Here is a 22,362-nt window from a genome sequence, read left to right on the forward strand (position 1 = left end):
GCCTGTGTCCGCCCCTGTCGAGCCCATGCCGTGCCGAGGCGTCAGTGGCTGGCGCCAGATGGACGACACCCCGCCACGCCAGTGGCGAGACGGGGTGTGCATGGGGCAAGGGTCGATTAGCCGAGGGAGGCGAACAGCCCCGCCAGGGTGGCGCTCATCAGGTTGGCCAGAGTCGCCGCCAGCACCGCCTTGAAGCCGAGGCTCGCCACGTCGTGCCGGCGCTCCGGCGCCATGGTGCCGATGGAGCCAAGCTGCACCGCAATGGAGCCCAGGTTGGCAAAACCACAGAGGGCGAAGGTGATGATGATCTGGGTGTGGGCGCTGAGATCCTGCTTGATGTTGGCAAAGTCCAGGTAGGCGACGAACTCGTTCATGATCACCTTCTGGCCGATGAGTGATCCTGCCGCCATCATCTCGCTGGCCGGCACGCCGATGAGCCAGGCCACCGGGGCAAACAGATAACCCAGCAGCTGCTGCAGGGAGAGATCGGCCCATCCGAACCACTCGCCCACCGTGGTGAGACCAGCGTTGATCATGGTGATGACGCTGACAAAGGCCAGCAGGATGGTGCCGATGGCTACCGCGATCTTCATGCCGCTCATGGCGCCGCCCGCCAGCGCGTCGATGGCGTTGCTGTAATCGCTCTTGTCGAGGGTGATCTCGGCCTGCTCGCGCACCTGCTGCTGCTCCGGCACCAAGAGTTTCGCCATCAAGAGGCCACCCGGCGCCGCCATGAAGGAGGCAGCGATCAGGTATTTCAGATCCACACCCAGTCCGGCGTAACCACCGAGCACCGAACCCGCCACCGAGGCCATGCCGCAGGTCATCACCGCAAACAGCTCGGAGCGGGTCATGCCCGCCAGGAAGGGGCGGATCAGCAGCGGCGATTCACCCTGGGAGAGGAAGATGTTGCCGGTGGCCACCAGGGATTCAGCGCGGCTGGTGCCGAGCAGGCGGTGAATGCCGCCCCCCAACACCCTGATCACCCACTGCATGATGCCGAAGTGATAGAGCACCGCGATCAGCGCGCTGATGAAGATCACCAGCGGCAGCACCCGCACGGCGAAGATGAAGCCGTTGCTGGCCAGATCGCCAAACACGAAGCGGATGCCGCTGTCGGCAAAGCCGAGCAGAGCCGAGACGCCGTTGCTCATGGCGCCGAGCATGATTTGACCGGGGGGGAAGTAGAGCACCAGGGCGGCAAAGCCGGTTTGCAGGGCGAGGGCACCCAGCACGGTCCGCCAGCGGATGGCACGGCGGTTTTCACTGGCCAGCCAGGCGATAAACATCAGGGCCAGCATACCGACCAGACTCAATAACAGCGTCATCTTGCACCTATGAAGAGAGAAGTTTCATACGGCAAGTCTGCAGACAGGCATCGCAGGGAGCGGGCGGGAGAGGTGCCGACCCCGCGACACGCAGACCACAAACCTACAGGTTAGTGGCGGGTCCCATCCTGGGGTCATTCACGTTCCGGGTGACGGCGAGTATCGGGTGACGCCAGCGCCGTCGCAGGGAAGCTGCGGCCGGGTGGCAGGTCGGGCGGCGATGGTACAGTGATCGCCGTCACAGAAAAAGCGGTAAAACGATTGGCCCCGCCAACTTTTTCACGGCAGCGCTGAGCTTTACCCAAAACGCGGCAGGATTGCGCCACAACTGAGCAAACCCACAGGGAAAGCACATTTCGCTCCCCCCGAATAGGGCAGGAGCCCCCCTTCCCCGGATAACCGAAGCGGTTCACGTTTTTTCACGCCACGACGCGGTACACTGACCAATCACCAAGTTTATGTTTTTATTGAAAAAGCCCCATGGTCCTGGAATGGCCTGGTGCCATCAACCTTCGGTGGAACGCCATCATGATGAAAAGAACCGCGATTGCCCTGACGCTGGCCGGCCTGCTGACACTACCTGCCGTGCTCCCTTCTGCAGCCTGGGCTGCCCCGGTACGCTCCCTGCAAAAGGAGCAGAATTACGACCAGTACATCAGCAAGCGCCAGGTGGTGGATCAGCTGCTGGCGGATGCCTGGCAGATCTTCAAATCCCCCGCCCGCATCTCCACCGCCGGCTTTACCGCCAAGATGCCGAGCAACATGGAGCAGGTGACCGAGCTGCTGCTGCAGGCCTACCAGCTCGAGCCCTATCGCACCGACCTGCTCATCTCGGCGGCCAACGCCCAGATCTACAACGGCAACGTGGACAAGGCCATCGGCCTGTTCGAGCAGGCCCTCAGCACCGCGCCCGATGACATCGACCTGCTGAGCTACCTCGCCACCTGGCAGACCTTCAAGCACAACGAGGCTGCCGCCAAGGGGTATCAGAGCAAGCTGGCGACCCTCAATCCCGGCCGGGCCGCCGATCTGCAGCGCATCTTCGATACGGTCGATCGCGTCGTCGCCACCCCACTCAAGGAGCAGGGGGAGCGCTCACCCAAGCCGGGCAACCGGGCCATCGTCACCCTGGGTTATGCCCTCAATCCCGACGGCTCCATGCACGACATCCTGCTGGGCCGGCTGGAAACCACCCGAGCGCTGGCCAAGGCCAACCCGGCGGCCCTCATCATCCTGACCGGCGGCGTGCCCCAGCACCGTCAGACCGAGGGCAAGCTGATGGCCGACTGGCTGGTGAAAAAGGGGATCGATCGCTCCCGCATCATCGAGGAGAACTACGCCACCAGCACGGTGGAGAACGCCCTCTACAGCGGCTATGCCCTCGCCCGCCACCAGATCGAGTACGCCACCCTGGTGAGCTCCGCCAGCCATGTGCGCCGGGGCCAGACCCTGCTGGAGATCGCCTGCTGGCAGAGCGGGCCGGCCGGGATCCGGATAGACAGCGTCAGCTACCCCGACAAGCCGCTCTCCGAGCTTGCCAAGGTGAGCGACAGCGAGCTGCTCGGCATCTACCGCGATGCCCTGCGCACCTACGGACTCTGGAGCTACCGCTCCGCCCCCCTGCTGGAGCGTTGAGTCCGGGCGGGCCGTGCTCGCCCGGCCCGTTGCCAGCACGCGTCTTGCAGTACCGGCGTCACCTGCCCCCAACCAACCCGCCCAACCGGCGGGTTTTATTTTATCCGCCCAACAAACCGGTTCGACATTCAATAAATGGGCAAGAATTGCCATATCCGAATAGGTTTGCCGATATTTCAAGCCGTTTTCTCGGCACCTATTGCCAACCTTCAAATATCGACTTGCCATATTGAGATATATAAATAAACGGATTGGGTTGCCGTTCTTTTTCTAAGAACCATATCTCATCAGCCATATATTTTCGGTCTTTCCTCAGCGCCCCGATAAATGGGAAAACTGCCGCTTCATTCCCCCGATGGAGCAATATCATGACAGGAAAAGGACATTCCCTCTGGCTGGCGGCGCTCGCCCTGCTCAGCCTGCAAGCCAAGGCCGTGGAAGTCACGGTGGCCTACCAGACATCTGCCGAACCGGCCAAAGTCGCCCAGGCCGACGACACCTTTGCCCGCACCAGCGGCGCCACGGTGAAGTGGCTCAAGTTTGACAGTGGCGCCAGCGTGGTGCGGGCGCTCGCCTCCGGCGACGTGCAGATCGGCAACATCGGCTCCAGCCCGCTGGCGGTGGCCGCCAACCAGCAGGTGCCCATCGAGGTGTTCCTGCTCGCCTCCAAGCTCGGCAACTCGGAGGCGCTGGTGGTCAAGCCCGAGCTCACCTCCGCCACGGCGCTCAGCGGCAAGCGCATCGCCGTGCCTTTTACCTCCACCACCCACTACAGCCTGCTGGCCGCGCTGCGGCACTGGGGAGTGGATCCGGCCAGCCTGCAGATCGTCAATCTGCAGCCGCCGGCCATCATCGCCGCCTGGCAGCGGGGTGACATCGATGGCGCCTATGTCTGGGCGCCAGCCCTCAACGAGCTGACCAAGGGCGGCAAGGTACTGACCGACTCGGCCCAGGTGGGCGAGTGGGGAGCCCCCACCCTGGATGTCTGGGTGGTGCGCAAGGAGTTCGCCAAGGCCCATCCCGAGCTGGTGCAGGCCTTCGTCGACAGCACCCTGGCGGCCCAGCGCGACTACCTGGCCAACCCCGACGGCTGGCTGACCAAGCCGGACAACCTCGCCAAGCTGGCCAAACTGAGCGGTGTGCCGGCCAGCGACGTGCCCGCGCAGGTCAGGGGCAACGCCTACCTGAGCGCCAGCCAGCAGGGCGCCGAGCTCGGTGAGCTGGTGAACCAGACCCTGGTGGACACCAGCCGCTTTCTCAAGGAGCAAGGCAAGGTACAGAGCGCCGGCAGCGATTATCGCGCCTACGTGACCGACCGCTTCGTCAAGGCTCACGCCCGCTGACCCCGCATCACAAGGAGGCATGCATGCTGCAGCTCACTCACCTTTGTGCCGATTACGCCGGGCGCAGAGTCCTAGACAACATCAACCTGACCCTGGATGCGGGCGAGCTGATGGTGGTGCTCGGCCCCTCCGGCTGCGGCAAGACCACCTTGCTCAACCTCATCGCCGGTTTTCAGAGCGCCCAGCAAGGCACCATCACTCTGCAGGGGCGGCCGGTGAGTGGCCCCGGCGCAGAGCGGGGGGTAGTGTTTCAGCACGATGGCCTGCTGCCCTGGCGCAACGTGCTGGACAACGTTGCCTTCGGCCTGCAGCTGGCCGGCGTGCCGCGCCACGAACGCGAGGCCAGCGCGCTGGCCATGCTGCGCAAGGTGGGGCTGGAAGAGGCCCACGCCAAGCCGGTCTGGCAGCTCTCCGGCGGTCAACGCCAGCGGGTCGGCATCGCCCGGGCGCTGGCCACCCAGCCGCAACTGCTGCTGCTCGACGAGCCCTTCGGCGCCCTCGACGCCTTTACCCGCGAGCAGATGCAGACCCTGCTGCTGCGCCTGTGGCACGAGCAGCGCCGGCAGGTGCTGCTCATCACCCACGACATCGAGGAGGCGGTGTTCATGGCCACCGAGCTGGTGCTGCTCTCCCCGGCGCCGGGGCGAGTCATGGAGCGGCTGACCCTGGACTTCGGCCGCCGCTTCGCCGCCGGCGAGCCCTGCCGCAGCATCAAGTCGGATCCCGCCTTCATCGCGCGGCGCGAGTATGTGCTGGAGCGGGTCTTTGCCGAGCGGGAGGTGTTTGCATGAGCCTCACCCTCTCCCGCCCGCTCGACCCGGCCCGCCGGATACGCCTGCGCTGGCCGCTGCCACGCCGGCTTGGGGTGAGCCTGCTGACCCTCTGTGCCCTCCTGGCGCTCTGGTGGCTGGTGGCCAGGCTCGGGCTGATAAGCCCGCTGTTTCTGCCCCCTCCCGCCCAGGTGCTGCAGCAATTTGCCACCCTCGCCGGGCCGCAGGGCTTCATGGACGCCACCCTCTGGCAGCACCTCGCCGCCAGTTTGCAGCGCATCCTCATCGCCCTCGCAGCCGCTACCCTGTGCGGCGTGACGGTGGGCCTCGCCATGGGGCTCAGCCCCACCCTGCGCGGCATGCTCGACCCGCTGATCGAGCTGTACCGGCCGGTGCCGCCCCTTGCCTATCTGCCACTCATGGTGATCTGGTTTGGCATCGGCGAAACATCGAAGGTGCTGCTCATCTATCTGGCCATCTTCGCGCCGGTCGCCATGGCCACCCTGGCCGGGGTGCAGGGCGCCAAGCAGGTGCGACTGCGGGCCGCCCGGGCTCTCGGTGCCAACCGCTGGCAGGTGCTGTGGTACGTCATCGTGCCCGGCGCCCTGCCGGACATTCTCACCGGGCTGCGCATCGGGCTCGGGGTCGGCTGGTCCACCCTGGTGGCGGCCGAGCTCATCGCCGCCACCCGTGGCGTGGGCTTCATGGTACAAGCCGCCGGCGAGTTTCTCGCCACCGACGTGGTGCTGGCGGGCATTCTGGTGATCGCCCTGATCGCCTTCACTCTGGAACTTGGTTTACGTGCGCTGCAGCGTCGCCTGACGCCGTGGCATGGAGAAGGACTATGAGCAATTCCCTGCAAATCACCCCCCTTGGCCCCCACATCGGCGCCGAGATCAGCGGCATCAGCCTGGCCGTGCCGCTCGATGAGGGCCAGTTCGCGCAGTTGCAGCAGGCACTGCTGACCCATCAGGTGCTGTTCTTTCGGGAGCAGCCCATCACCCCCCGCCAGCAGCGGGCGCTGGCCAACCGCTTCGGCGATCTGCACATTCACCCTGTCTATCCCCACGCGCCGGAGGCCGAGGAGATCATCGTGCTCGACACCCACGACGACAACCCGCCGGACAACGACAACTGGCACACCGACGTCACCTTCATCGAGACGCCACCGGCCCTGGCCATTCTGGCCGCCAAGCAGCTGCCGCCGGTGGGGGGCGATACCCTGTGGGCCAGCGGCATCGCCGCCTTCGAGGGGCTCTCCCCCCGTCTGCAGCAGTTGCTGACGGGGCTGGAAGCCGAACACGACTTCACCAAGTCGTTCCCGGCCCATCGCCACAACGCCAGCCCGGCCGAGTACCAGCGCTGGCAGGAGGCGGCGGCCCGTCACCCGCCGCTGCGCCACCCTGTCATCCGTACCCACCCCTTGAGCGGCCGGCAGGCGCTGTTCGTCAATGAAGGCTTCACCACCCGCCTGCCCGACTTGCCGGCACAAGAGAGCGAGGCGCTGCTCGCCTTCCTGTTTCGCCATGTCACCAAGCCCGAGTATCAGGTGCGCTGGCGCTGGCGGGAGCACGACATCGCCATCTGGGACAACCGGGTCACCCACCATTACGCCAACGCCGACTATCTGCCCGCCCGGCGGGTGATGCACAGGGCCACCGTGCTGGGGGACAAGCCGTTCTGGCACGTGCCCGCGTAACGCCAGGACCTGCCCCTGCGCCGACCGGTTGCGCCGCCGTTATTGATCCCGCATAAAATAACGGTGCGCGTTGCCAGTCATTATTTTCAAATAGATCAATGAGACCATCAAATATCACCAGAAATATGTAAATCGACACACCTTGCAATATTTCCATACAACTTCCGGCTGCCATCCGGTCGGCCCGTCCCCGTACTATTTCGGGGTTCAGGCTAGATAAATGGAAATAGACAATGAAATACACGCTGCTCATGACCCTGCTGGCACCGGCATTGCTGGCAGGCTGCAATCTGGAAAAGAAAGAAGAGCCCTTCCAGGCCCGCCATATTCGCGCCGGCTATGACGCCGGTCAGGTCTGCCAACAGCTGCGCCAGGGCTGGCAGGAGGACGGCATCGCCATTCCCGCCAGTCAGGTCAGTTGCCACTACCTGACGGTGCCGCTCGATTACGACAAGGAGTGGGTCCAGATCAAGGAGACCAAGTGGGAAAAGCGATCCGCTGCACGCGCCGACAGTTCCCTCTTCGCCGACAACAGCCCCCGCTTCTCCTCCTGGTCGGACAAACCCGTCCGACCCCATGTCAAACAGGAGACCCGCACGGTCAAGGGCGACACCCTGGATATCTTCTATCTGCACTATCGCGCCAGCGGCGACTATCGCGGCACCCTGTTCTACAACCCAGGCGGCCCCACCTCGGCCACCCCGGATCTCGGCCTCCTACTCGACCTGCTGCGCAGCGCCAACCCCGCCATCCTTGAGCACTACGACATCGTCACCCTGGATCCCCGCGGGGCCGGTTACAGCGCCCTCGGCCACGAACTGCGCAGCTGTCTGCTGACCGACAAGCAAGGCGTGCGGCCGGACATGAGCCCGGCGCAGCTCGCCCAACTGTTCGCCAGCCGGGACAAGGGCGCCCTGCCGGCGCTCCAGAGCGGGGCGGATCAGGGCAAGGCCTTCAGCACGGCCCTCTTGGCGCGCTGCGACGAGCCGCTGCGGCTGCATGCGCCGCACCTGGGCTCGCGGGCCGTGGTCGAGGACATGGAGCGCCTGCGCCAGCACCTGGGGCGCGAGCGGATCACCCCCATCACCTTCTCCTACGGCACACGCCTGGCTGCCCTCTATGCCGCCCGCTACCCGAGCCACGTGGCCAATCTGGTAGTCGACTCACCGATGTCCCCCGCCGAGAGCCGCTACCCGGCCATCCTCCATGGCGATGCCGAAAATGCCAATCGCATACTGGCCTGGCGCTTCGGGGATCAGGCGCTGCAGCGCAGCATGGCGGTGACCCGCCAGGTTCGCGACAACGGCCGCTATGTGGACAACCAGGGCAATGTGCTCGACCGCGCCAGCTGGGTGGCGGTGCTGAGCGATGCCATCAGCGGCAGCCAGCGCGACGATCAGCTCGTCTTCTGGCAGCAGGACGATGCCGGCCCCCTGCTGGCCCGCCTCGCCAAGGAGCAGGCCGACGAAAAACCCTATCCGGCGCTGTTGGAGATGCCCTTCTTCAGCGCCATCCACTGTACCGACAACAGCGAGCCCTATGGCTGGCAAATGCTGGACCCGGAAGATGCCGCCTTCCAGGGGGCCGGCGCCCTGCTGCTGGCCAACAGCTTCAACACCTGCGCCGACTGGCCCTATCCGCGCCAGCCCATCGCCAGCTACGGCGCCGGCGAGATAAAGCTGCCGGATGATGCCAGGGCCCTGGTGCTCGGCGCCGAGTACGATCCCAATACCCCCTTCGCCGGTGCCCGCCAGATGCAGGCCGCCTTTGGCAGCGCCGCCCGCCTGGTGCAGGTAGAGCAGAGCAACCGGCATGGCCAGCTCAACAGCTCCCGCTGCGCCCAGGCGGCCCTCAGCACCCTGCTGTTGGGGGATGGCGCGAGCCTGCCCGCCGAGCAGCGCTGCCTGGCCGACTGAGCCCTGTCATACTGAGCACCTCCCAATAAAAAGCCCGCCGAATTGGCGGGCTTTTTCATGCAGGCAAGCGTCCTCAGGCGGCGACCAGCGACTCCAGATCGCGCCGGCTCAGGCGCTTGCTGTCCACCTTCACATAGACGGAGCGCTCCGCAGCGGCCAGCAGCACGTCGCTCACCCCCGCGCAGGCGCGGATCTTCTGCTCGAGCGCCGCGTCGGCCGCCACTCCTTCCGGCAACACGATGCGCAGGCTGCTCACATAGGGGGGCTCGGCCATGGTCAGGCTGACCCCGAGCCAGACGAGCGCCAGCACGGCGCAGCCGCCAAACACCAGAGCGCCGCCGCCCAGGCTGTAGAGCAGGCCACCGAGGCTGCCGCCGATGGCCACCCCGATGAACTGGCTGGTGGAGTAGATCCCCATGGCGGTGCCCTTGTAGCCGGGGGGGGACTCCTTGCTGATGAGGGATGGCAGCAGCGCCTCCATCACGTTGAAACCGATGAAGAAGATCTGCAGCCCGGCGAGCAGGCCCCACAGCTGCAACCCGCTTTGCCAGAGCACCAGCTCGGCGATGAGCATCACCAGCACGCAGATCTGGAACACCCGCTTCATCTTTCTGCGCTTCTCGGCATAGATGATGAACGGCACCACGCTGACGAACGCGATCAGCATGGTGACCAGATAGGCCTGCCACTGGCTGTCGCGGGGCAAGCCGGCACGCTCCAGCAGCGGCGGCAGCGCCACGAAGCTCGACATCAGCAGGGTGTGCACGCAGAGGATGCCGAAGTTGAGCTTGAGCAGGCGCGGGTTGGTCAGCACGGTGCGCATTCCCCCCTTCACCATGCCGGACTCGCGATTGAGCAAATGGCCGCTCGGAGTCGGCACCAGCCACAGGGTGACGGCGATGCCCCCCAGCGCCAGCAGGGCGATCAGCCAGAACAGGCCGGAGAGCCCCAGCGCATGGGTGATGAGAGGGCCGGTCACCATGGCGATGGCGAAGGTGATGCCAAAGCTCACCCCGATGAAGGCCATCGCCTTGGTGCGGTTCTGCTCGCGGGTGAGATCCGACAAGAGTGCCATCACGGCGGCCGAGATGGCACCGCTGCCCTGCAGGGCACGGCCAAGGATCACGCCCCAGATGGAGTGGGTCAGCGCCGCGATCACGCTGCCAAGGGCAAACATCAGCAGGCCGCCGACGATGAGGGGCTTGCGGCCCACCTTGTCGGAGAGCAGGCCGAACGGGATCTGGAACAGCGCCTGGGTCATGCCATAGATGCCGATGGCTAGGCCGATCAGCGCCTCGGAGGCGCCGGCCAGCGACATGCCGTAGGTGGTCAGCACCGGCAGCACCATAAACATGCCGAGCATGCGCAGCGAGAAGACGGAGCCGAGCGCCCAGGTGGCACGGCGCTCGCCCCTCGTCATGGTGAAATCATTCATGATGGCCTCGATAGGTCAGGGAAAAGGAAGACTCAAGGGGTGGCCGACAGATGCCATGCCACACCCGACAGAGGGGAAAAGTGCCCGACGGGGCGGCCCCATAATAACAGAGCCGGGAAGGTTCCCGGCTCTGGATTCTACTGATTTTCCCGCGTCGCATCACAACACGGAGCATGACAGGTATGCACCTTAGGGCAGCATGCTCACCAGCACCGCAGGCTCGGCCTCCGGCTGGAAGTCCACCGACATCATCACGCTCAGGCAGGTGATGGTGACGATGGAGAACATGAACAGCTTGCGCGCCCAGAGGGAGTCATCCACCGCCGCCTTGTAGCCAGACAGCGCCATCCCCAGCCACCAGACGCTGACCGCGGTGGCCACCACCAGATACTTGTAACCGGCGTAACCGCCGAGGAACAGCATCAGGGTCGGCACCATGAAGGCCAGGATGTAGAGGGTGATGTGGAGCTTGGCCACCGGGATCCCCTTCACCACCGGCAGTACCGGGATGTTGGCCGCCTGGTAATCCTTGAAGCGGAAGATGGCGATCGCATAGGAGTGCGGCATCTGCCACAGGCTGAAGATCGCCAGCAGGATCAAGGCGCCAGAGTCGAACTGACCGCTCACCGCGCAGTAGCCGATGACTGGCGGCGCGGCACCGGAAAGGCTGCCGACCAGGGTGCCGTAGACCGAGTGACGCTTCATGTAGAGGCTGTAGACCCCCACATAGACAATGAAGCCCAGCACCGCCAGCAAGGCGGCCAACGGATTGGCCGCAAAGTAGAGCAGTGCAATGCCCGCAATGCCGAGCGCGGTGGCGTACCAGAGCGATACGCCGGGAGCGATCAGACCCTTCACCAGAGCACGGTTCTTGGTGCGCTCCATGATGCAGTCGATGTCCCGGTCGATGTAGTTGTTGAACACGCAACCGGAGGCGACCACCAGTGATACACCAGCCATGGTCAGAATGAACAGGGGCACATCCAGGCTCCCCTTGGAGGCCAGCAGGAATCCTCCGATAACCGAGATGAGGTTACCGAAGATGATGCCCGGCTTGGTCACTTGCAGGTATTGCTTCATCATCATTGCCAACCTGCTCAGTGAACCATCATGTTGATGTTGAGGTTGTACATGATCCACAGGGAACCCACGACCACGATGGCGATGATGAGCACGGTAAAGATCAGTGCCACCAGGTTCCAGCGCTCCTCGGACGAGGTGTTCATGTGCAGGAAGTAGACCAGGTGCACGAAGATCTGCACCACCGCCATGCCGACCACGGTGGCCAGCACGGTGGTGTGGGAGGCGGAGCCGTCCATCACCATCCAGAACGGCACGGCGGTCAGGATCAGGGACAGCACGAAGCCGATCAGGTAGCTCTTGGCGCTGCCGTGGCTGGCGCCGTGATTGTCAACGGTATGATTGCTCATTTACATGACCCCCATCAGATAGACCACGGTGAAGACGCAGATCCACACCACGTCGAGGAAGTGCCAGAACAGGCTCAGGCACATCAGACGGGTACGGTTGCGATCGGTCAGCCCCTTCTTGGCGACCAGCACCATCATCACGATGATCCAGATAAGACCGCTGGTCACGTGGATACCGTGGGTGCCCACCAGGGTGAAGAAGGCGGAGAGGAAGCCACTGCGATCCGGACCGTAGCCCTCGGCAATCAGGTGATGGAATTCATAGATCTCCATCGCGATGAAGCCGGCGCCGAACAGGAAGGTGATGAACAGCCAGGTGTTGACCGCCGCGACCTTGTTCTTGTTCATGGCCAGCATGCCGAAGCCGAAGGTGATGGAGCTCAGCAGCAGCAGCATGGTTTCGGCAAACACGAACGGCAGTTCGAAGATGTCCTTGCCGCTCGGGCCGCCGGCAGTGCCGTTGACCAGGACCGCATAGGTCGCGAACAGGGTCGCGAACAGGATGCAGTCACTCATCAGGTAGATCCAGAAGCCGAATACCTTGTTGGCACCGGCATCGTGGTGCCCATCCTCATGGGCACCCTGGGTGTGATGTAGAACGTCAGTCGCCATGGAATTAAGCCACCTTGTTGATATTTTCAAAATGCTGACGCTCGATCCGCTCGATCTCGTCAACCTGCACGTAGTAATCCACGTCGTCGTTGAAGCTGTGGATGATCCAGGTGGCGATCATGCCGACGAAGCCGGCGATGGCCATCCACCAGATGTGCCAGATCATGGCAAAGCCGAACACCACGCTGAAGGCGGCGATGATGACGCCGGCACCGGAGTTTTTCGGCATGTGGATCGGGTCATAGTGCTTGGGCTGCTGATAAGCGGAACCGTCCTGCTTGGCTTCCCAGAACGCATCCAGCCCCTTGATCTTCGGCTCAATGGCGAAGTTGTAGAAGGGGGGTGGCGAGGAAGTGGACCACTCCAGGGTACGACCGCCCCAGGGATCGCCGGTCAGGTCGCGGTTCTTCTCGCGGTCGCGGATGCTGACCACGATCTGGATCACCTGGCATAGTACGCCCAGCGCGATAAGGCCGGCGCCGCAGGCAGCCACCACCAGCCAGCCGTGGAACTCGGGATCGATGTTCTGGCTGACGCGACGGGTCATGCCCATGAAGCCCAGTACGTAGAGCGGCATGAAGGCGACGAAGAAGCCGGTGATCCAGCACCAGAAGGCACGCTTGCCCCAGACGTCATCCAGCTTGAAGCCGAACGCTTTCGGGAACCAGTAGGTGATACCGGCGAAGCAGCCGAACACCACGCCGCCAATGATGACGTTGTGGAAGTGGGCGATCAGGAACAGGCTGTTGTGCAGCACGAAGTTGGCGGCCGGCACGGAGAGCAGTACCCCGGTCATGCCACCCACGGTGAAGGTGATGATGAAACCGACGGTCCACAGCATGGGCGAGGTGAACTCGATGCGACCGCGGTACATGGTGAACAGCCAGTTGAAGATCTTCACCCCGGTCGGGATGGAGATGATCATGGTGGTGATGCCAAAGAAGGCATTCACGTTGGCGCCCGACCCCATGGTAAAGAAGTGGTGCAGCCAGACGATGAAGGAGAGCACGGTAATGGCGATGGTCGCCCACACCAGCGAGGTGTAACCGAACAGCTTCTTCTTACAGAAGGTGGCCACCACTTCGGAGAAGATCCCGAACACCGGCAGTACCAGGATGTACACCTCGGGGTGACCCCAGGCCCAGATCAGGTTGATGTACATCATCATGTTGCCACCCATGTCATTGGTAAAGAAATGGGTACCCAGGTAGCGGTCTGCGGTGAGCAGGGCGATGGTGACGGTCAGGATCGGGAAGGAGGCGATGATCAGCACGTTGGCGCACAGGGCGGTCCAGGTGAACACCGGCAGGCGCATCATGGTCATGCCAGGGGCGCGCATCTTGATGATGGTGGCGAAGAAGTTCACGCCGGTCAGCAGGGTCCCCAGACCCGAGATCTGCAGACTCCAGATCCAGTAATCGACCCCGACTCCCGGACTGAACTCCAGCCCCGACAAGGGCGGATAGGCCAGCCAGCCGGTCTGGGCGAATTCACCGACCCCGAGGGAGACGTTGATCAGCACCACGGCCGCGGCGGTGAACCAGAAGCTCAGGTTGTTCAGGAAGGGGAAGGCGACGTCACGGGCACCGATCTGCAGCGGCACCACGATGTTCATCAGACCGATCACCAGCGGCATGGCCACGAAGAAGATCATGATGACGCCGTGGGCGGTGAAGATCTGGTCGTAGTGGTGCGGTGGCAGTATGCCCTCGCCACCGGCCGAGGCCATGACCTGCTGGGTACGCATCATCACCGCATCGGCAAAGCCGCGCAGCAGCATGACCATGCCGAGGATGAGATACATGATACCGAGGCGTTTGTGGTCCACCGAGGTGAGCCACTCTTTCCACAGATATTGCCACTTGCCGAAATAGGTGATGAGCCCGGCGACGGCCAGGCCCCCCAGAATGATACCGGCTATCGTGACCATGATGATGGGTTCATGGTACGGAATAGCGTCGAGTGTTAATTTTCCAAACATCAGTTAGTACCCGCTTTCACAGTCTTGTCGGCCGGCATGTGGCCGGCGTGGTCCATCTGCTCGCCCTGGGCCTCATGGTGCATGGCGTCGCCGTGCTCCATGCCTGCGTGGTTCATGGAGGCATCATGCTCCATCCCCTCGTGGCTCATGGACTCGTCATGGGACATCGCGGCCTGCTTTTCGCCGTGTTGCATGGCGGCGTGCTCGCCGTGCTTCATGTCGCCCATGAACTTGTTGATGATGTTGACGAACAGCTTGGGATCGGCGCTGGCGAAATACTCCACCGGGTGGTTTTCGCTCTTCTTGGCCAAGGCATTGAACTCATCCATGGTGTTGAGCGCCTTGGAGGAGGCCTTCACCTTGGCAACCCAGGCGTCGAAACCGGCTTGATCCTGCGTCGCGATGGCGTTGAACTTCATGCCTGAGAAACCGGCGCCGCTGTAGCCACCCGAGATGCCCTTGTACTGGCCTGCCTCGTTGGCGATCAGGTGCAGTTTGGTCTGCATGCCCGCCATGGCGTAGATCTGGCCACCCAGCTGGGGAATGAAGAAGGAGTTCATCACGGTGTCAGACGTCACCCGGAAATTGACCGGGGTGTTGACCGGGAATGCCAGCTCGTTGACCGAGGCGATGCCCAGTTCCGGATAGACAAACAACCATTTCCAGTCAAGGGAGATGACATCGACCTGGATCGGTTTCACCTCGGATTCCAACGGTTTGTAGGGATCCAGAGAATGGGAGGTTTTCCAGGTGATCACCGCCAGGATGGCGATAATGATGACGGGTACGGTCCAGACGACCGCTTCAATCTTGTTGGAGTGGGCCCAGTCCGGTGCATAGGTGGCCTTGGTGTTGGACGCTCGGTATTTGTAAGCGAACGCCACCGCCATCACAATCACCGGCACCACCACAATCAGCATCAAGCCGAGTGCGGTCAGTATCAGTGACTTCTGCTCCAGACCAACTTGTCCCTTGGGGCTCATCAGAGCCATGTCGCAGCCGCTCAGCAAGCCGGCAGTCGCGAGCAACAGCAAAGCGCCCAAGCCCCTCTTTACATCAAAAGGTCTCATGCAATGTCCTCATCTTCGCAGGGCTAAAGTTGTAAGAAAAACGCAGCATTCTATTTCACCCGGGGGGGATGTGAACAACATGAAAAATTAATCTTTCACTTGTGTGTGGATTGCGATTTCTGTGTGTTGCATGTTAATGCCTTGACGTCATGAAAATTATCAAAACCACCTCGACCCCCTTTCATCGCCAGCTGGTGCCATTTCACCCTGTATCTGTTTATTAAACAGACACCCAGTGATTTAACCCTTTACTTAACAAGGACAAATGACACCCCTTTGTGGCTAGCCGGCCAAATCCCGGGCTGAAATCCGTGCGCATTTGGTCCCTCAGGGCAGAACAATTATGGGACTCGAAATTAACCATAATTAATCAAATTAAATTTCAATTAATTCCATGAGGTTGGTGCGGCTTTACCCGCAAACATGCACACCACATACGTCTCATGCGACCTGGCCGATCACAGGGTCCATCATTTTGTTTAATAAGTTATTATCAAACCCATGGACTCCATCCGGATATGGCGGTAGGTTGCGCCCCTTCGTTACTCGCCAGTCACGAATTCAACCTTATCCCATTTCTCACTCGACTCTTCATACACAGGGATTGCCATGAGCATCACACGCAGAGACTTTCTCAACGGCGTCGCCATCACCATTGCGGCCGGGGTTGCCCCCATCAAGCTGCTGCAAGCGGCCGAAGGCGGCACGGCACTGGCTGAAAAAACGCTGGTCTACCCGCCCGCCCTCACCGGGCTGCGCGGCAACCACCCGGGCTCCTTCGAACCGGCCCACAGCATCGCCCGCGACGGCAAACAGTATGACTTTGCCAACATTCCCCTCGAGGGCGAATACGATCTGGTGATCGTCGGCGCCGGCATCAGCGGCCTGGCGGCCGCCTGCTTCTATCAGCAACTGCTTGGCGCGGACAAAAAGATCCTGCTGCTCGACAACCACGACGACTTCGGCGGCCACGCCAAGCGCAACGAGTTCACCACCCCCGACGGCCTGCGGCTGGGTTACGGCGGCAGCGAATCCCTGCAATCACCGCGCTCTGTCTACAGCCCGGTGGCGCTGGGGCTGCTCAAGGCGCTCGAAGTCAACATCGACGAGCTGGCCAAAGGCTTCCAGCAGACCTTCTACCCGGATCTGGGCCTGAGCCGCGGCGTCTACTTCGACGAGAAGCACTTTGGCGTCAACAAGGTGGTGAGCGGCGACCCGGGCCACAACGTGGCCGACGACATCCCGCGCGATCGCCTGAACGGCCGGCCGCTGGCAGAGTTTATCGGTGACTTCCCGCTTGATGAGAGCGACAAGGCAGCCCTGCTGGCGCTGCACGAGGAGAAGACCGACTACCTGAGCGGCATGACCCAGGCGGAAAAAGACCTCTGGATGACCCGCAACAGCTACACCACCTTCCTGCGCGACAAGGTGGGCCTGAGCGAGCGGGCCATCACCTACTTCCAGCAACGCACCAACGATTTCCAGGCGGTCGGCATCGACGCCACCGCCTGCGCCGATGCACGCCTGTGCGCCCTGCCCGGTTTCGGTGGCATGAACCTGACCCCGCTCGATGCAGAGGAGCAGGCGGAGCTGGACGATCCCTACATCTTCCACTTCCCGGACGGCAACGCCGGCCTGACCCGCTTGATGGTGCGCAAGCTGATCCCGCAGGTGGCCCCCGGCCACACCATGCAGGACGTGGTGCTGGCCAAGTTTGACTACAGCAAGCTCGACCTGCCCGAGCACAAGGTGCAGCTGCGCCTTGGCAGCACGGCGCTGCAGGCCAAAAACGTGCCGCTCAAAGATGGCAAACAGGGAGTGGACGTCACTTACATCAAGGAGGGGAAACTGCACCGGGTGCGGGCCAGGCAGTCCATCATGGCCGGCTACAACATGATGATCCCCTACATGGTGCCCGAGATGGCTGAGCCCCAGAAGGAGGCGCTGCGCCAGAACGTCAAGGCGCCGCTGGTCTACACCAAGGTGGTGATCAAGAACTGGCAGTCCTTCGTCAAGCTGGGGGTGCACGAAGTCTACTCCCCGGCCGCCCCCTACAGCCGGGTCAAGCTCGACTACCCGGTCAACCTCGGCGGCTACGAGCATCCCAAGAACCCGGAGCAGCCCATGTGCCTGCACATGGTCTACGTGCCGACCTTGCCTGGCAGCGGCCTCTCGGCCCGCGAACAGTCCCGCAAGGGGCGCGCCATGATCCTCGGCATGCCGTTCGAGCAGCACGAGCAGATGATCCGCGAACAGTTGCAGGGGATGCTGGGCGGCGCCGGTTTCAACCATGAGCAGGATATCCTCGCCATCACGGTCAACCGCTGGTCCCACGGCTACTCCTACATCACCAACACCCTGTTCGATGACGAGGAGCAGTGCGACAAGTGGATCGAGCTGGGCCGCCAGCCGGTCGGCAACATCACCATCGCCAACTCCGACTCTGACTGGAGCCCCTACGCCCACTCCGCCATCGATCAGGCCTGGCGCGCCGTCAACGAGCTGGTTGCCATGCACAAGGGAGGTGCCAAATGATCCGTTCCCTGACCCTGACAGCCAGCGCCGTGCTGCTGGCCCTGCCCGCCTTCACCCTGCAGGCCGCGCCTGCCATGTCGGCCGGCGAATACGTGGCCAAGCTGGGGGACTGCGCCGCCTGCCACACCAGCGAGGCGAGCAAGCCGCTGGCGGGCGGCAAGGGCTTCCCCACCCCCATCGGCACCGTCTACGCCACCAACATCACCCCCGACAAGACTCACGGCATCGGCAACTACAGCCTGCCCGAGTTCATCAAGGTGATGCGCGAAGGGATCACCCGCAGCGGCGATCCCCTCTACCCGGCCATGCCCTACACCGCCTACGCCAAGATGAGCGATGAGGATCTCACCGCCCTCTACCACTACCTGATGCAGGATGTGCAGCCGCAGGCTGTTGCCAACAAGGAGAGCGACATCCCCTGGCCGCTCAACATGCGCTGGCCGCTCAACGGCTGGAACTGGGTCTATCACGATGACAGTCGCTTTACCCCGGTGGCCGGCAAGAGCGAGGAGTGGAATCGCGGCGCCTATCTGGTGCAGGGGGCGGGCCACTGCGGCAGCTGCCACACCCCGCGCGGGCTCGGCATGCAGGAAAAAGCCCTGACCGAGGCGGATCCCCTCTATCTGAGCGGCGCCACCCTGGATGGCTGGTATGCCCCCAACATTCGCGGCACCCGCTACGACAAGCAGGCGCTGATCGACCTGCTGAAAACCGGCCGCAGCCAGCATCAGGCCGTCAGCGGCCCCATGGCGGAAGTGATCACGCACAGCAGCCAGTACTTCAGCGACGCGGATCTGGCCAGCATCGCCACCTACCTGACCGAACTCGGCGGCGACGCGGCGGCCAGCAAGGGCAACCGGGCCTACGCCAGCGCCGGCGGCAAGGCGGACTACGCCATGTACTGTTCCACCTGCCACGGGGTCAACGGTCAGGGCAATGACCACGTCATCCCCTCGCTGGTGGGCAACCAGACCGTGCTGGCCGAGGACCCGAGCAGCCTGCTCAACGTGCTGCTGCACGGCGCCGAGACCCCGGTCACCCAGGGCAACATCGGCTACCACATGCCGGGCTATGGCTGGACCCTCAACGATCAGCAGATCGCCGAGCTGGTCAACACCTTGCGCGCCTCCTGGGGCAATGAAGGGGTGGCCATCAAGCCGGAGACGGTCAAGGCCCAGCGCGCCCTGCACCAATAACTCGCGCCGACCATAACGAAACGGGCCTCCAGTGGAGGCCCGTTTGCTATGTGAGTGACGACTCACCCCTTGCGCGGTTTGGAGCCGGAGAGCGGCACCGCCCCCAACCGATAATCGCCATAGGGGAAGATATTGCGAAAGCGCTGAGCCACCGGCTCGGGGATGGAGCGGGAGAAGACCAGCTTGACCCCATCACCATCGCGCTGACCCAGGATGCGCCCACGCACCGTCTCGTGGCGCAGGATCTGCCTGGCCTGCTCGATGAACGCCGGCGACACCTTGCCCCGCTTGACCTGCACCTTGCCGGGCGCAAGCCGGATCTCGAACAGGGCGCCACGCCCCAGCTTCATCAACCACCAGATGAGGGCGATCGCCACCAGCAACGACAACCAGGCCATCCTGTTTCTCCTTCTTCACACGGTTGCGGACAGTGTAAGCCGCAACTGACCCCCGATTGTTTGGCGCGGATCACAGCCGCGCCTCAATCCCGGCCGCAGGCCACCCTGCTCGCCAAGCGCCCCTAGCGGCTGCGGCCCCAGGCCACCAGCGTCTCCCGATAGAGCGCCAGCAGCGCCTGATCCCGCACCGCCACCCCGACCTGCTGGGCACGATAATCGGCCCAGCCGTCGTGGGGGTGGGACTTGCCGTCAAATTTCTGCAGGGTGTGACCGATGGCGGGCCCCTCGTTGATGACCCGCACCGGCCCCTCGCGCAGAGTAAACAGGGTCGGATCGATCACGTAGGCGATGGCAGACGGGTCGTGCACGTGGCAGCCGTCGAGCCCGATCCGCTCCGAGTAGAAACGCAGATAGAAGCGGCTGACATCCCACAAGAAACGCCCCGGCTCACCCGCGTCGTCGCGCAGCGCATCCAGATAGGCACTGCTGAAGAAGCTCTGCTGGGTCACGTCCAGCCCGATGATCACCACCGGCCAGTCGGCGGTGAATACCCGATCGGCAGCATCCGGATCGTCGTGGATGTTGGCCTCGGCATAGGGAGTCACGTTGCCGCGATGGCCGTTGACGCCAAAGGCGCCCCCCATCACCACCACCTGCTTCACCAGGCCGGTGATCTCAGGGGCCTCTTGCAGCGCCAGCGCCAGGTTGGTGAGCGGACCTATGGTGACCAGGGTGATCTCGCCGGGGGCGGCCTTCACCGCCTCGACGATATACTGCCAAGCCGGCCGTGGATCCGGCGCCAGGGTCACCTCCCCCGCCGTCACGTCACCAAATCCGCTCGGCCCGTGCACCACGGTGGTCGGGCCCACCGGCTCACGCCGCAGCGGGGCGGCCGCCCCCTGTGCCACGTCCGCCTTCATGCCGTATTGCTGCTTGAGCCAGAGGGCGTTGTGGGTACCGTTCTCGATGGTGGCATTGCCAAATACGGTGGTGATGGCGAGCAGCTCGATGGCGGGGTGGGCTTCGGCAAACAGAATTGCCATGGCGTCATCGATACCGGGATCGGTATCCAGAATGATCTTGTGAGTCATGGGGCCTCCTTGGGCAACAGAGCAGCCAGTGTAGCGAGCCGCCGCCGCTTTAACAGCGCCGGGATCACAGCCTGAGGCTTTGCCCTTGTCCGCCTTGCCCAAGTGGCGGCATTTCATACAGGGATGACGACGCGGCAGGAGGCAAAGAGGGGCGAAGCGGGTGGTGCCGGCGAAATAGTGGGCAAGTGGATGGCCGGTGAGTGCCGCAGCCTTGTGGAGCGGCGGGCGGGGTGGTATCACTGGCCACACGATTCACCCCGCTCACCACCTGCCGAGGCGCCATTGATCACCCTGATAAAAGAGTCCGACCAGCTGAAGATGCCCTGGAAGAACAAGCAGGGCACCACAGCCCAGATCCTCATCTCCCCTGCCGGCGCCAGCCTCGACAAGCTCGATTTTGCCTACCGGCTGAGCTCGGCGCCCATCAAGGGGGCCGGCCCCTTCTCGAAATTTCCCGGCTATCAGCGCATCCTGCTGCCCATCAGCGGGGCCGGCTTCGTGCTCAACGGCCACCCCTACGCCACCTTCGAGGCGGCCCACTTCAGCGGGGATGACGACACCCACTGCGAACTGCTGAAAAAAGAGGTAACGGATCTGGGGCTCATCTATGATCCGGCCCGCCTCAGCGCCAACGTGCGGGTGCTCAACCTGCCCTTCCCGCTCACCCTCACCCTGGAAGCGGACAAGACCTATCTCTGTTATCTGTTGAGCGGCCAGCTCACGGCGGCGGGCCACCCCATGGCGGTCAACGAGACCCTGCTGATCAACGGCGAGCAGAGCATCCACTTCGACTGCCAGAAGAAGAGCGCCATCGCCTTCTTTACCCTGCAGCCCAAATAGGCGGCAGGAGCAGGCCTGACACCGGTCAGCGTTTGGGTGCCCGTCCGCCGCTGTCGAGGCAGGCCTGCATGGAGTCGTAGGGGGTGTAGTGCTTGGTGCGGCTGTAATAGGTGCCGCCCTGGGGATGGCAGATGCCGTTTCTGCTCTTCTTGACCGGCGGCTCCGCTGCCAGCGCGATGGCGCATACCAGCAGCAGGCAACCGCTGATCATCCATTTCATGGCTTTCATGACGACCTTGGTTCCTTTCGAGCGGGCCCAGCAGGCCCGAAAGGCGCCTATTTTACCCTCTCACTCCCCCGCTCACTTGGCGCCGGATCATAGAACGGCGCGTCATAGCGCCCGCACTGGCATCCAACTGACGCCGCAAGCGGCCACAAAAAAGCCGGGCAGTGCCCGGCTTCTGGGTCGACAAGCTGTGTTTAGCCGACCTTGAAGGTGCCCTTCATCATCGCGAAGTGGCCGGGGAAGGAGCAGAAGAAGGTGAGATCTTTGCCAGCCAGGCCGTCGGTCTTGAAGGTGACGCTGGTGCTCTCGCCGCCGCCCACCAGTTTGGTGTGGGCCAGTACGCGCGGGTCATCCTTGGGCAGGTAGTTGTTGTCGGCACCGGCGCTCATGCCCGCAGTGGCCACGGCCTGATAGTCGGCGGTGTTGGCCAGCGCCCAGTTGTGGCCCATGGCGGTCACCGGCATCTTGCCGGTATGGTTCAGGGTCACGGTGACCTCTTTGCAGGTGGCCGGGACGCTCATCTCCTTGAGGTTGTACTGCATGGCATCATTGCCTTCGATGACCAACGCGCACTCATCGGCCAGAGCCGGGGCCGCCAGGGTGCTCAGAAACAGCAGGGTAATCGCCTTTTTCATCATCCTCTCCTTTGACTGGCAATAGATGGCAACACAATTGCCTGCGGGCTCGCACCATGGCTGGCAAACATGCTGTCAAAATCGACCTTATTCTACTCAACTGTCGTCATTCGGCTATGTCTTTAGCGCAAAGCTGCGGGTCAGGTCACCAGATTGCCCCCATTTTTTTGTCTGGACGAACCGGCCACGCCACCCACTAACCACTCTTTGTTTAATTATCCC

The 22,362-nt window shown here is 63.1% G+C and carries 20 protein-coding genes; 9 read left to right on the top strand and 11 right to left on the bottom strand.

Features of this window, described 5'->3' with window-relative positions; translation table 11 throughout:
* Positions 1–116 precede the first annotated feature (116 nt).
* A complete protein-coding gene (locus PG900_RS12665) occupies positions 117–1,328 on the bottom strand; it encodes a NupC/NupG family nucleoside CNT transporter (protein WP_016351392.1) in 1,212 nt (403 codons plus the stop codon).
* A gap of 480 nt (positions 1,329–1,808) precedes the next feature.
* Here PG900_RS12665 and PG900_RS12670 point away from each other — a divergent pair, with 480 nt between their 5' ends.
* From PG900_RS12670 to PG900_RS12695, 6 genes are all read left to right on the top strand, one after another.
* Positions 1,809–2,963, top strand: a complete 1,155-nt coding sequence (locus PG900_RS12670) for a YdcF family protein (RefSeq protein WP_203133385.1) — start codon at positions 1,809–1,811, stop codon at positions 2,961–2,963.
* A gap of 368 nt (positions 2,964–3,331) precedes the next feature.
* The gene (gene tauA, locus PG900_RS12675; RefSeq protein ID WP_270831554.1) at positions 3,332–4,306 is read left to right on the top strand and encodes a taurine ABC transporter substrate-binding protein; all 975 of its coding nucleotides are present in this window, start codon (positions 3,332–3,334) and stop codon (positions 4,304–4,306) included.
* A gap of 23 nt (positions 4,307–4,329) precedes the next feature.
* Positions 4,330–5,097, top strand: coding sequence for a taurine ABC transporter ATP-binding subunit (gene tauB, locus PG900_RS12680; RefSeq protein WP_203133383.1), 768 nt, complete (start codon positions 4,330–4,332; stop codon positions 5,095–5,097).
* Complete coding sequence (tauC, locus tag PG900_RS12685; RefSeq protein WP_043158888.1) at positions 5,094–5,924, top strand: taurine ABC transporter permease TauC; 831 nt, start codon at positions 5,094–5,096, stop codon at positions 5,922–5,924. The genes tauB and tauC overlap by 4 nt, the downstream gene beginning before the upstream one ends.
* The gene (gene tauD / locus PG900_RS12690) at positions 5,921–6,775 is read left to right on the top strand and encodes a taurine dioxygenase (RefSeq protein WP_203133382.1); all 855 of its coding nucleotides are present in this window, start codon (positions 5,921–5,923) and stop codon (positions 6,773–6,775) included. The genes tauC and tauD overlap by 4 nt, the downstream gene beginning before the upstream one ends.
* 233 nt (positions 6,776–7,008) lie before the next feature.
* Entirely contained in the window at positions 7,009–8,691 is a 1,683-nt protein-coding gene (locus tag PG900_RS12695; protein ID WP_270831555.1) for an alpha/beta hydrolase, read from the top strand.
* A 73-nt stretch (positions 8,692–8,764) separates the two neighbouring features.
* Here PG900_RS12695 and PG900_RS12700 read toward each other — a convergent pair whose 3' ends face one another.
* The 6 genes from PG900_RS12700 to cyoA all read right to left on the bottom strand — a co-directional run bounded on the left by PG900_RS12700 (position 8,765) and on the right by cyoA (position 15,219).
* Positions 8,765–10,126, bottom strand: coding sequence for an MFS transporter (locus PG900_RS12700; protein WP_039213397.1), 1,362 nt, complete (start codon positions 10,124–10,126; stop codon positions 8,765–8,767).
* 189 nt (positions 10,127–10,315) lie between these two features.
* Complete coding sequence (gene cyoE / locus PG900_RS12705) at positions 10,316–11,212, bottom strand: heme o synthase (protein WP_005302932.1); 897 nt, start codon at positions 11,210–11,212, stop codon at positions 10,316–10,318.
* Between the two features lie 11 nt (positions 11,213–11,223).
* A complete protein-coding gene (locus PG900_RS12710; RefSeq protein WP_011706741.1) occupies positions 11,224–11,556 on the bottom strand; it encodes a cytochrome o ubiquinol oxidase subunit IV in 333 nt (110 codons plus the stop codon).
* Entirely contained in the window at positions 11,557–12,168 is a 612-nt protein-coding gene (locus PG900_RS12715; protein WP_011706742.1) for a cytochrome o ubiquinol oxidase subunit III, read from the bottom strand. It lies immediately after the preceding gene.
* A 4-nt stretch (positions 12,169–12,172) separates the two neighbouring features.
* On the bottom strand, positions 12,173–14,149 hold the full coding sequence (cyoB, locus tag PG900_RS12720; RefSeq protein ID WP_016351430.1) for a cytochrome o ubiquinol oxidase subunit I: 1,977 nt from the start codon (positions 14,147–14,149) through the stop codon (positions 12,173–12,175).
* Positions 14,149–15,219, bottom strand: coding sequence for a cytochrome o ubiquinol oxidase subunit II (gene cyoA, locus PG900_RS12725; RefSeq protein WP_080761608.1), 1,071 nt, complete (start codon positions 15,217–15,219; stop codon positions 14,149–14,151). The genes cyoB and cyoA overlap by 1 nt, the downstream gene beginning before the upstream one ends.
* A 609-nt stretch (positions 15,220–15,828) precedes the next feature.
* Here cyoA and PG900_RS12730 point away from each other — a divergent pair.
* Complete coding sequence (locus tag PG900_RS12730; RefSeq protein WP_270831556.1) at positions 15,829–17,754, top strand: NAD(P)-binding protein; 1,926 nt, start codon at positions 15,829–15,831, stop codon at positions 17,752–17,754.
* On the top strand, positions 17,751–18,950 hold the full coding sequence (locus tag PG900_RS12735; RefSeq protein ID WP_042067417.1) for a c-type cytochrome: 1,200 nt from the start codon (positions 17,751–17,753) through the stop codon (positions 18,948–18,950). Before PG900_RS12730 ends, PG900_RS12735 begins: the two co-directional genes overlap by 4 nt.
* A gap of 62 nt (positions 18,951–19,012) precedes the next feature.
* Here PG900_RS12735 and PG900_RS12740 read toward each other — a convergent pair whose 3' ends face one another.
* On the bottom strand, positions 19,013–19,348 hold the full coding sequence (locus tag PG900_RS12740; RefSeq protein WP_017410690.1) for a DUF3634 family protein: 336 nt from the start codon (positions 19,346–19,348) through the stop codon (positions 19,013–19,015).
* Positions 19,349–19,470: 122 nt separating this feature from the next.
* Entirely contained in the window at positions 19,471–20,439 is a 969-nt protein-coding gene (locus tag PG900_RS12745; protein WP_060390102.1) for a nucleoside hydrolase, read from the bottom strand.
* Positions 20,440–20,721: 282 nt separating this feature from the next.
* Between PG900_RS12745 and PG900_RS12750 the strand changes: the two genes are divergently transcribed.
* Complete coding sequence (locus tag PG900_RS12750) at positions 20,722–21,279, top strand: HutD family protein (RefSeq protein ID WP_270673316.1); 558 nt, start codon at positions 20,722–20,724, stop codon at positions 21,277–21,279.
* A gap of 25 nt (positions 21,280–21,304) precedes the next feature.
* Here the strand turns inward: PG900_RS12750 and PG900_RS12755 are convergent, their stop codons facing one another.
* Together PG900_RS12755 and azu are read right to left on the bottom strand one after the other, a co-directional pair.
* Positions 21,305–21,508, bottom strand: a complete 204-nt coding sequence (locus PG900_RS12755; protein ID WP_039213405.1) for a hypothetical protein — start codon at positions 21,506–21,508, stop codon at positions 21,305–21,307.
* 191 nt (positions 21,509–21,699) lie between these two features.
* Positions 21,700–22,140, bottom strand: coding sequence for an azurin (azu, locus tag PG900_RS12760; protein WP_016351438.1), 441 nt, complete (start codon positions 22,138–22,140; stop codon positions 21,700–21,702).
* Positions 22,141–22,362: the final 222 nt, after the last annotated feature.

Origin of the sequence: Aeromonas sp. QDB03, assembly GCF_027707985.1 — a bacterium.
GTDB lineage: Bacteria > Pseudomonadota > Gammaproteobacteria > Enterobacterales > Aeromonadaceae > Aeromonas > Aeromonas hydrophila.

What these genes read in the sequence shown, in the direction of transcription:
- PG900_RS12665 (WP_016351392.1), bottom strand. Translation starts at nt 1,328, where the DNA reads ATGACGCTGTTATTGAGTCTGGTCGGTATGCTGGCCCTGATGTTTATC.
- PG900_RS12670 (WP_203133385.1), top strand. Translation starts at nt 1,809, where the DNA reads ATGGTCCTGGAATGGCCTGGTGCCATCAACCTTCGGTGGAACGCCATC.
- tauA (WP_270831554.1), top strand. Translation starts at nt 3,332, where the DNA reads ATGACAGGAAAAGGACATTCCCTCTGGCTGGCGGCGCTCGCCCTGCTC.
- tauB (WP_203133383.1), top strand. Translation starts at nt 4,330, where the DNA reads ATGCTGCAGCTCACTCACCTTTGTGCCGATTACGCCGGGCGCAGAGTC.
- tauC (WP_043158888.1), top strand. Translation starts at nt 5,094, where the DNA reads ATGAGCCTCACCCTCTCCCGCCCGCTCGACCCGGCCCGCCGGATACGC.
- tauD (WP_203133382.1), top strand. Translation starts at nt 5,921, where the DNA reads ATGAGCAATTCCCTGCAAATCACCCCCCTTGGCCCCCACATCGGCGCC.
- PG900_RS12695 (WP_270831555.1), top strand. Translation starts at nt 7,009, where the DNA reads ATGAAATACACGCTGCTCATGACCCTGCTGGCACCGGCATTGCTGGCA.
- PG900_RS12700 (WP_039213397.1), bottom strand. Translation starts at nt 10,126, where the DNA reads ATGAATGATTTCACCATGACGAGGGGCGAGCGCCGTGCCACCTGGGCG.
- cyoE (WP_005302932.1), bottom strand. Translation starts at nt 11,212, where the DNA reads ATGATGATGAAGCAATACCTGCAAGTGACCAAGCCGGGCATCATCTTC.
- PG900_RS12710 (WP_011706741.1), bottom strand. Translation starts at nt 11,556, where the DNA reads ATGAGCAATCATACCGTTGACAATCACGGCGCCAGCCACGGCAGCGCC.
- PG900_RS12715 (WP_011706742.1), bottom strand. Translation starts at nt 12,168, where the DNA reads ATGGCGACTGACGTTCTACATCACACCCAGGGTGCCCATGAGGATGGG.
- cyoB (WP_016351430.1), bottom strand. Translation starts at nt 14,149, where the DNA reads ATGTTTGGAAAATTAACACTCGACGCTATTCCGTACCATGAACCCATC.
- cyoA (WP_080761608.1), bottom strand. Translation starts at nt 15,219, where the DNA reads ATGAGACCTTTTGATGTAAAGAGGGGCTTGGGCGCTTTGCTGTTGCTC.
- PG900_RS12730 (WP_270831556.1), top strand. Translation starts at nt 15,829, where the DNA reads ATGAGCATCACACGCAGAGACTTTCTCAACGGCGTCGCCATCACCATT.
- PG900_RS12735 (WP_042067417.1), top strand. Translation starts at nt 17,751, where the DNA reads ATGATCCGTTCCCTGACCCTGACAGCCAGCGCCGTGCTGCTGGCCCTG.
- PG900_RS12740 (WP_017410690.1), bottom strand. Translation starts at nt 19,348, where the DNA reads ATGGCCTGGTTGTCGTTGCTGGTGGCGATCGCCCTCATCTGGTGGTTG.
- PG900_RS12745 (WP_060390102.1), bottom strand. Translation starts at nt 20,439, where the DNA reads ATGACTCACAAGATCATTCTGGATACCGATCCCGGTATCGATGACGCC.
- PG900_RS12755 (WP_039213405.1), bottom strand. Translation starts at nt 21,508, where the DNA reads ATGAAAGCCATGAAATGGATGATCAGCGGTTGCCTGCTGCTGGTATGC.
- azu (WP_016351438.1), bottom strand. Translation starts at nt 22,140, where the DNA reads ATGAAAAAGGCGATTACCCTGCTGTTTCTGAGCACCCTGGCGGCCCCG.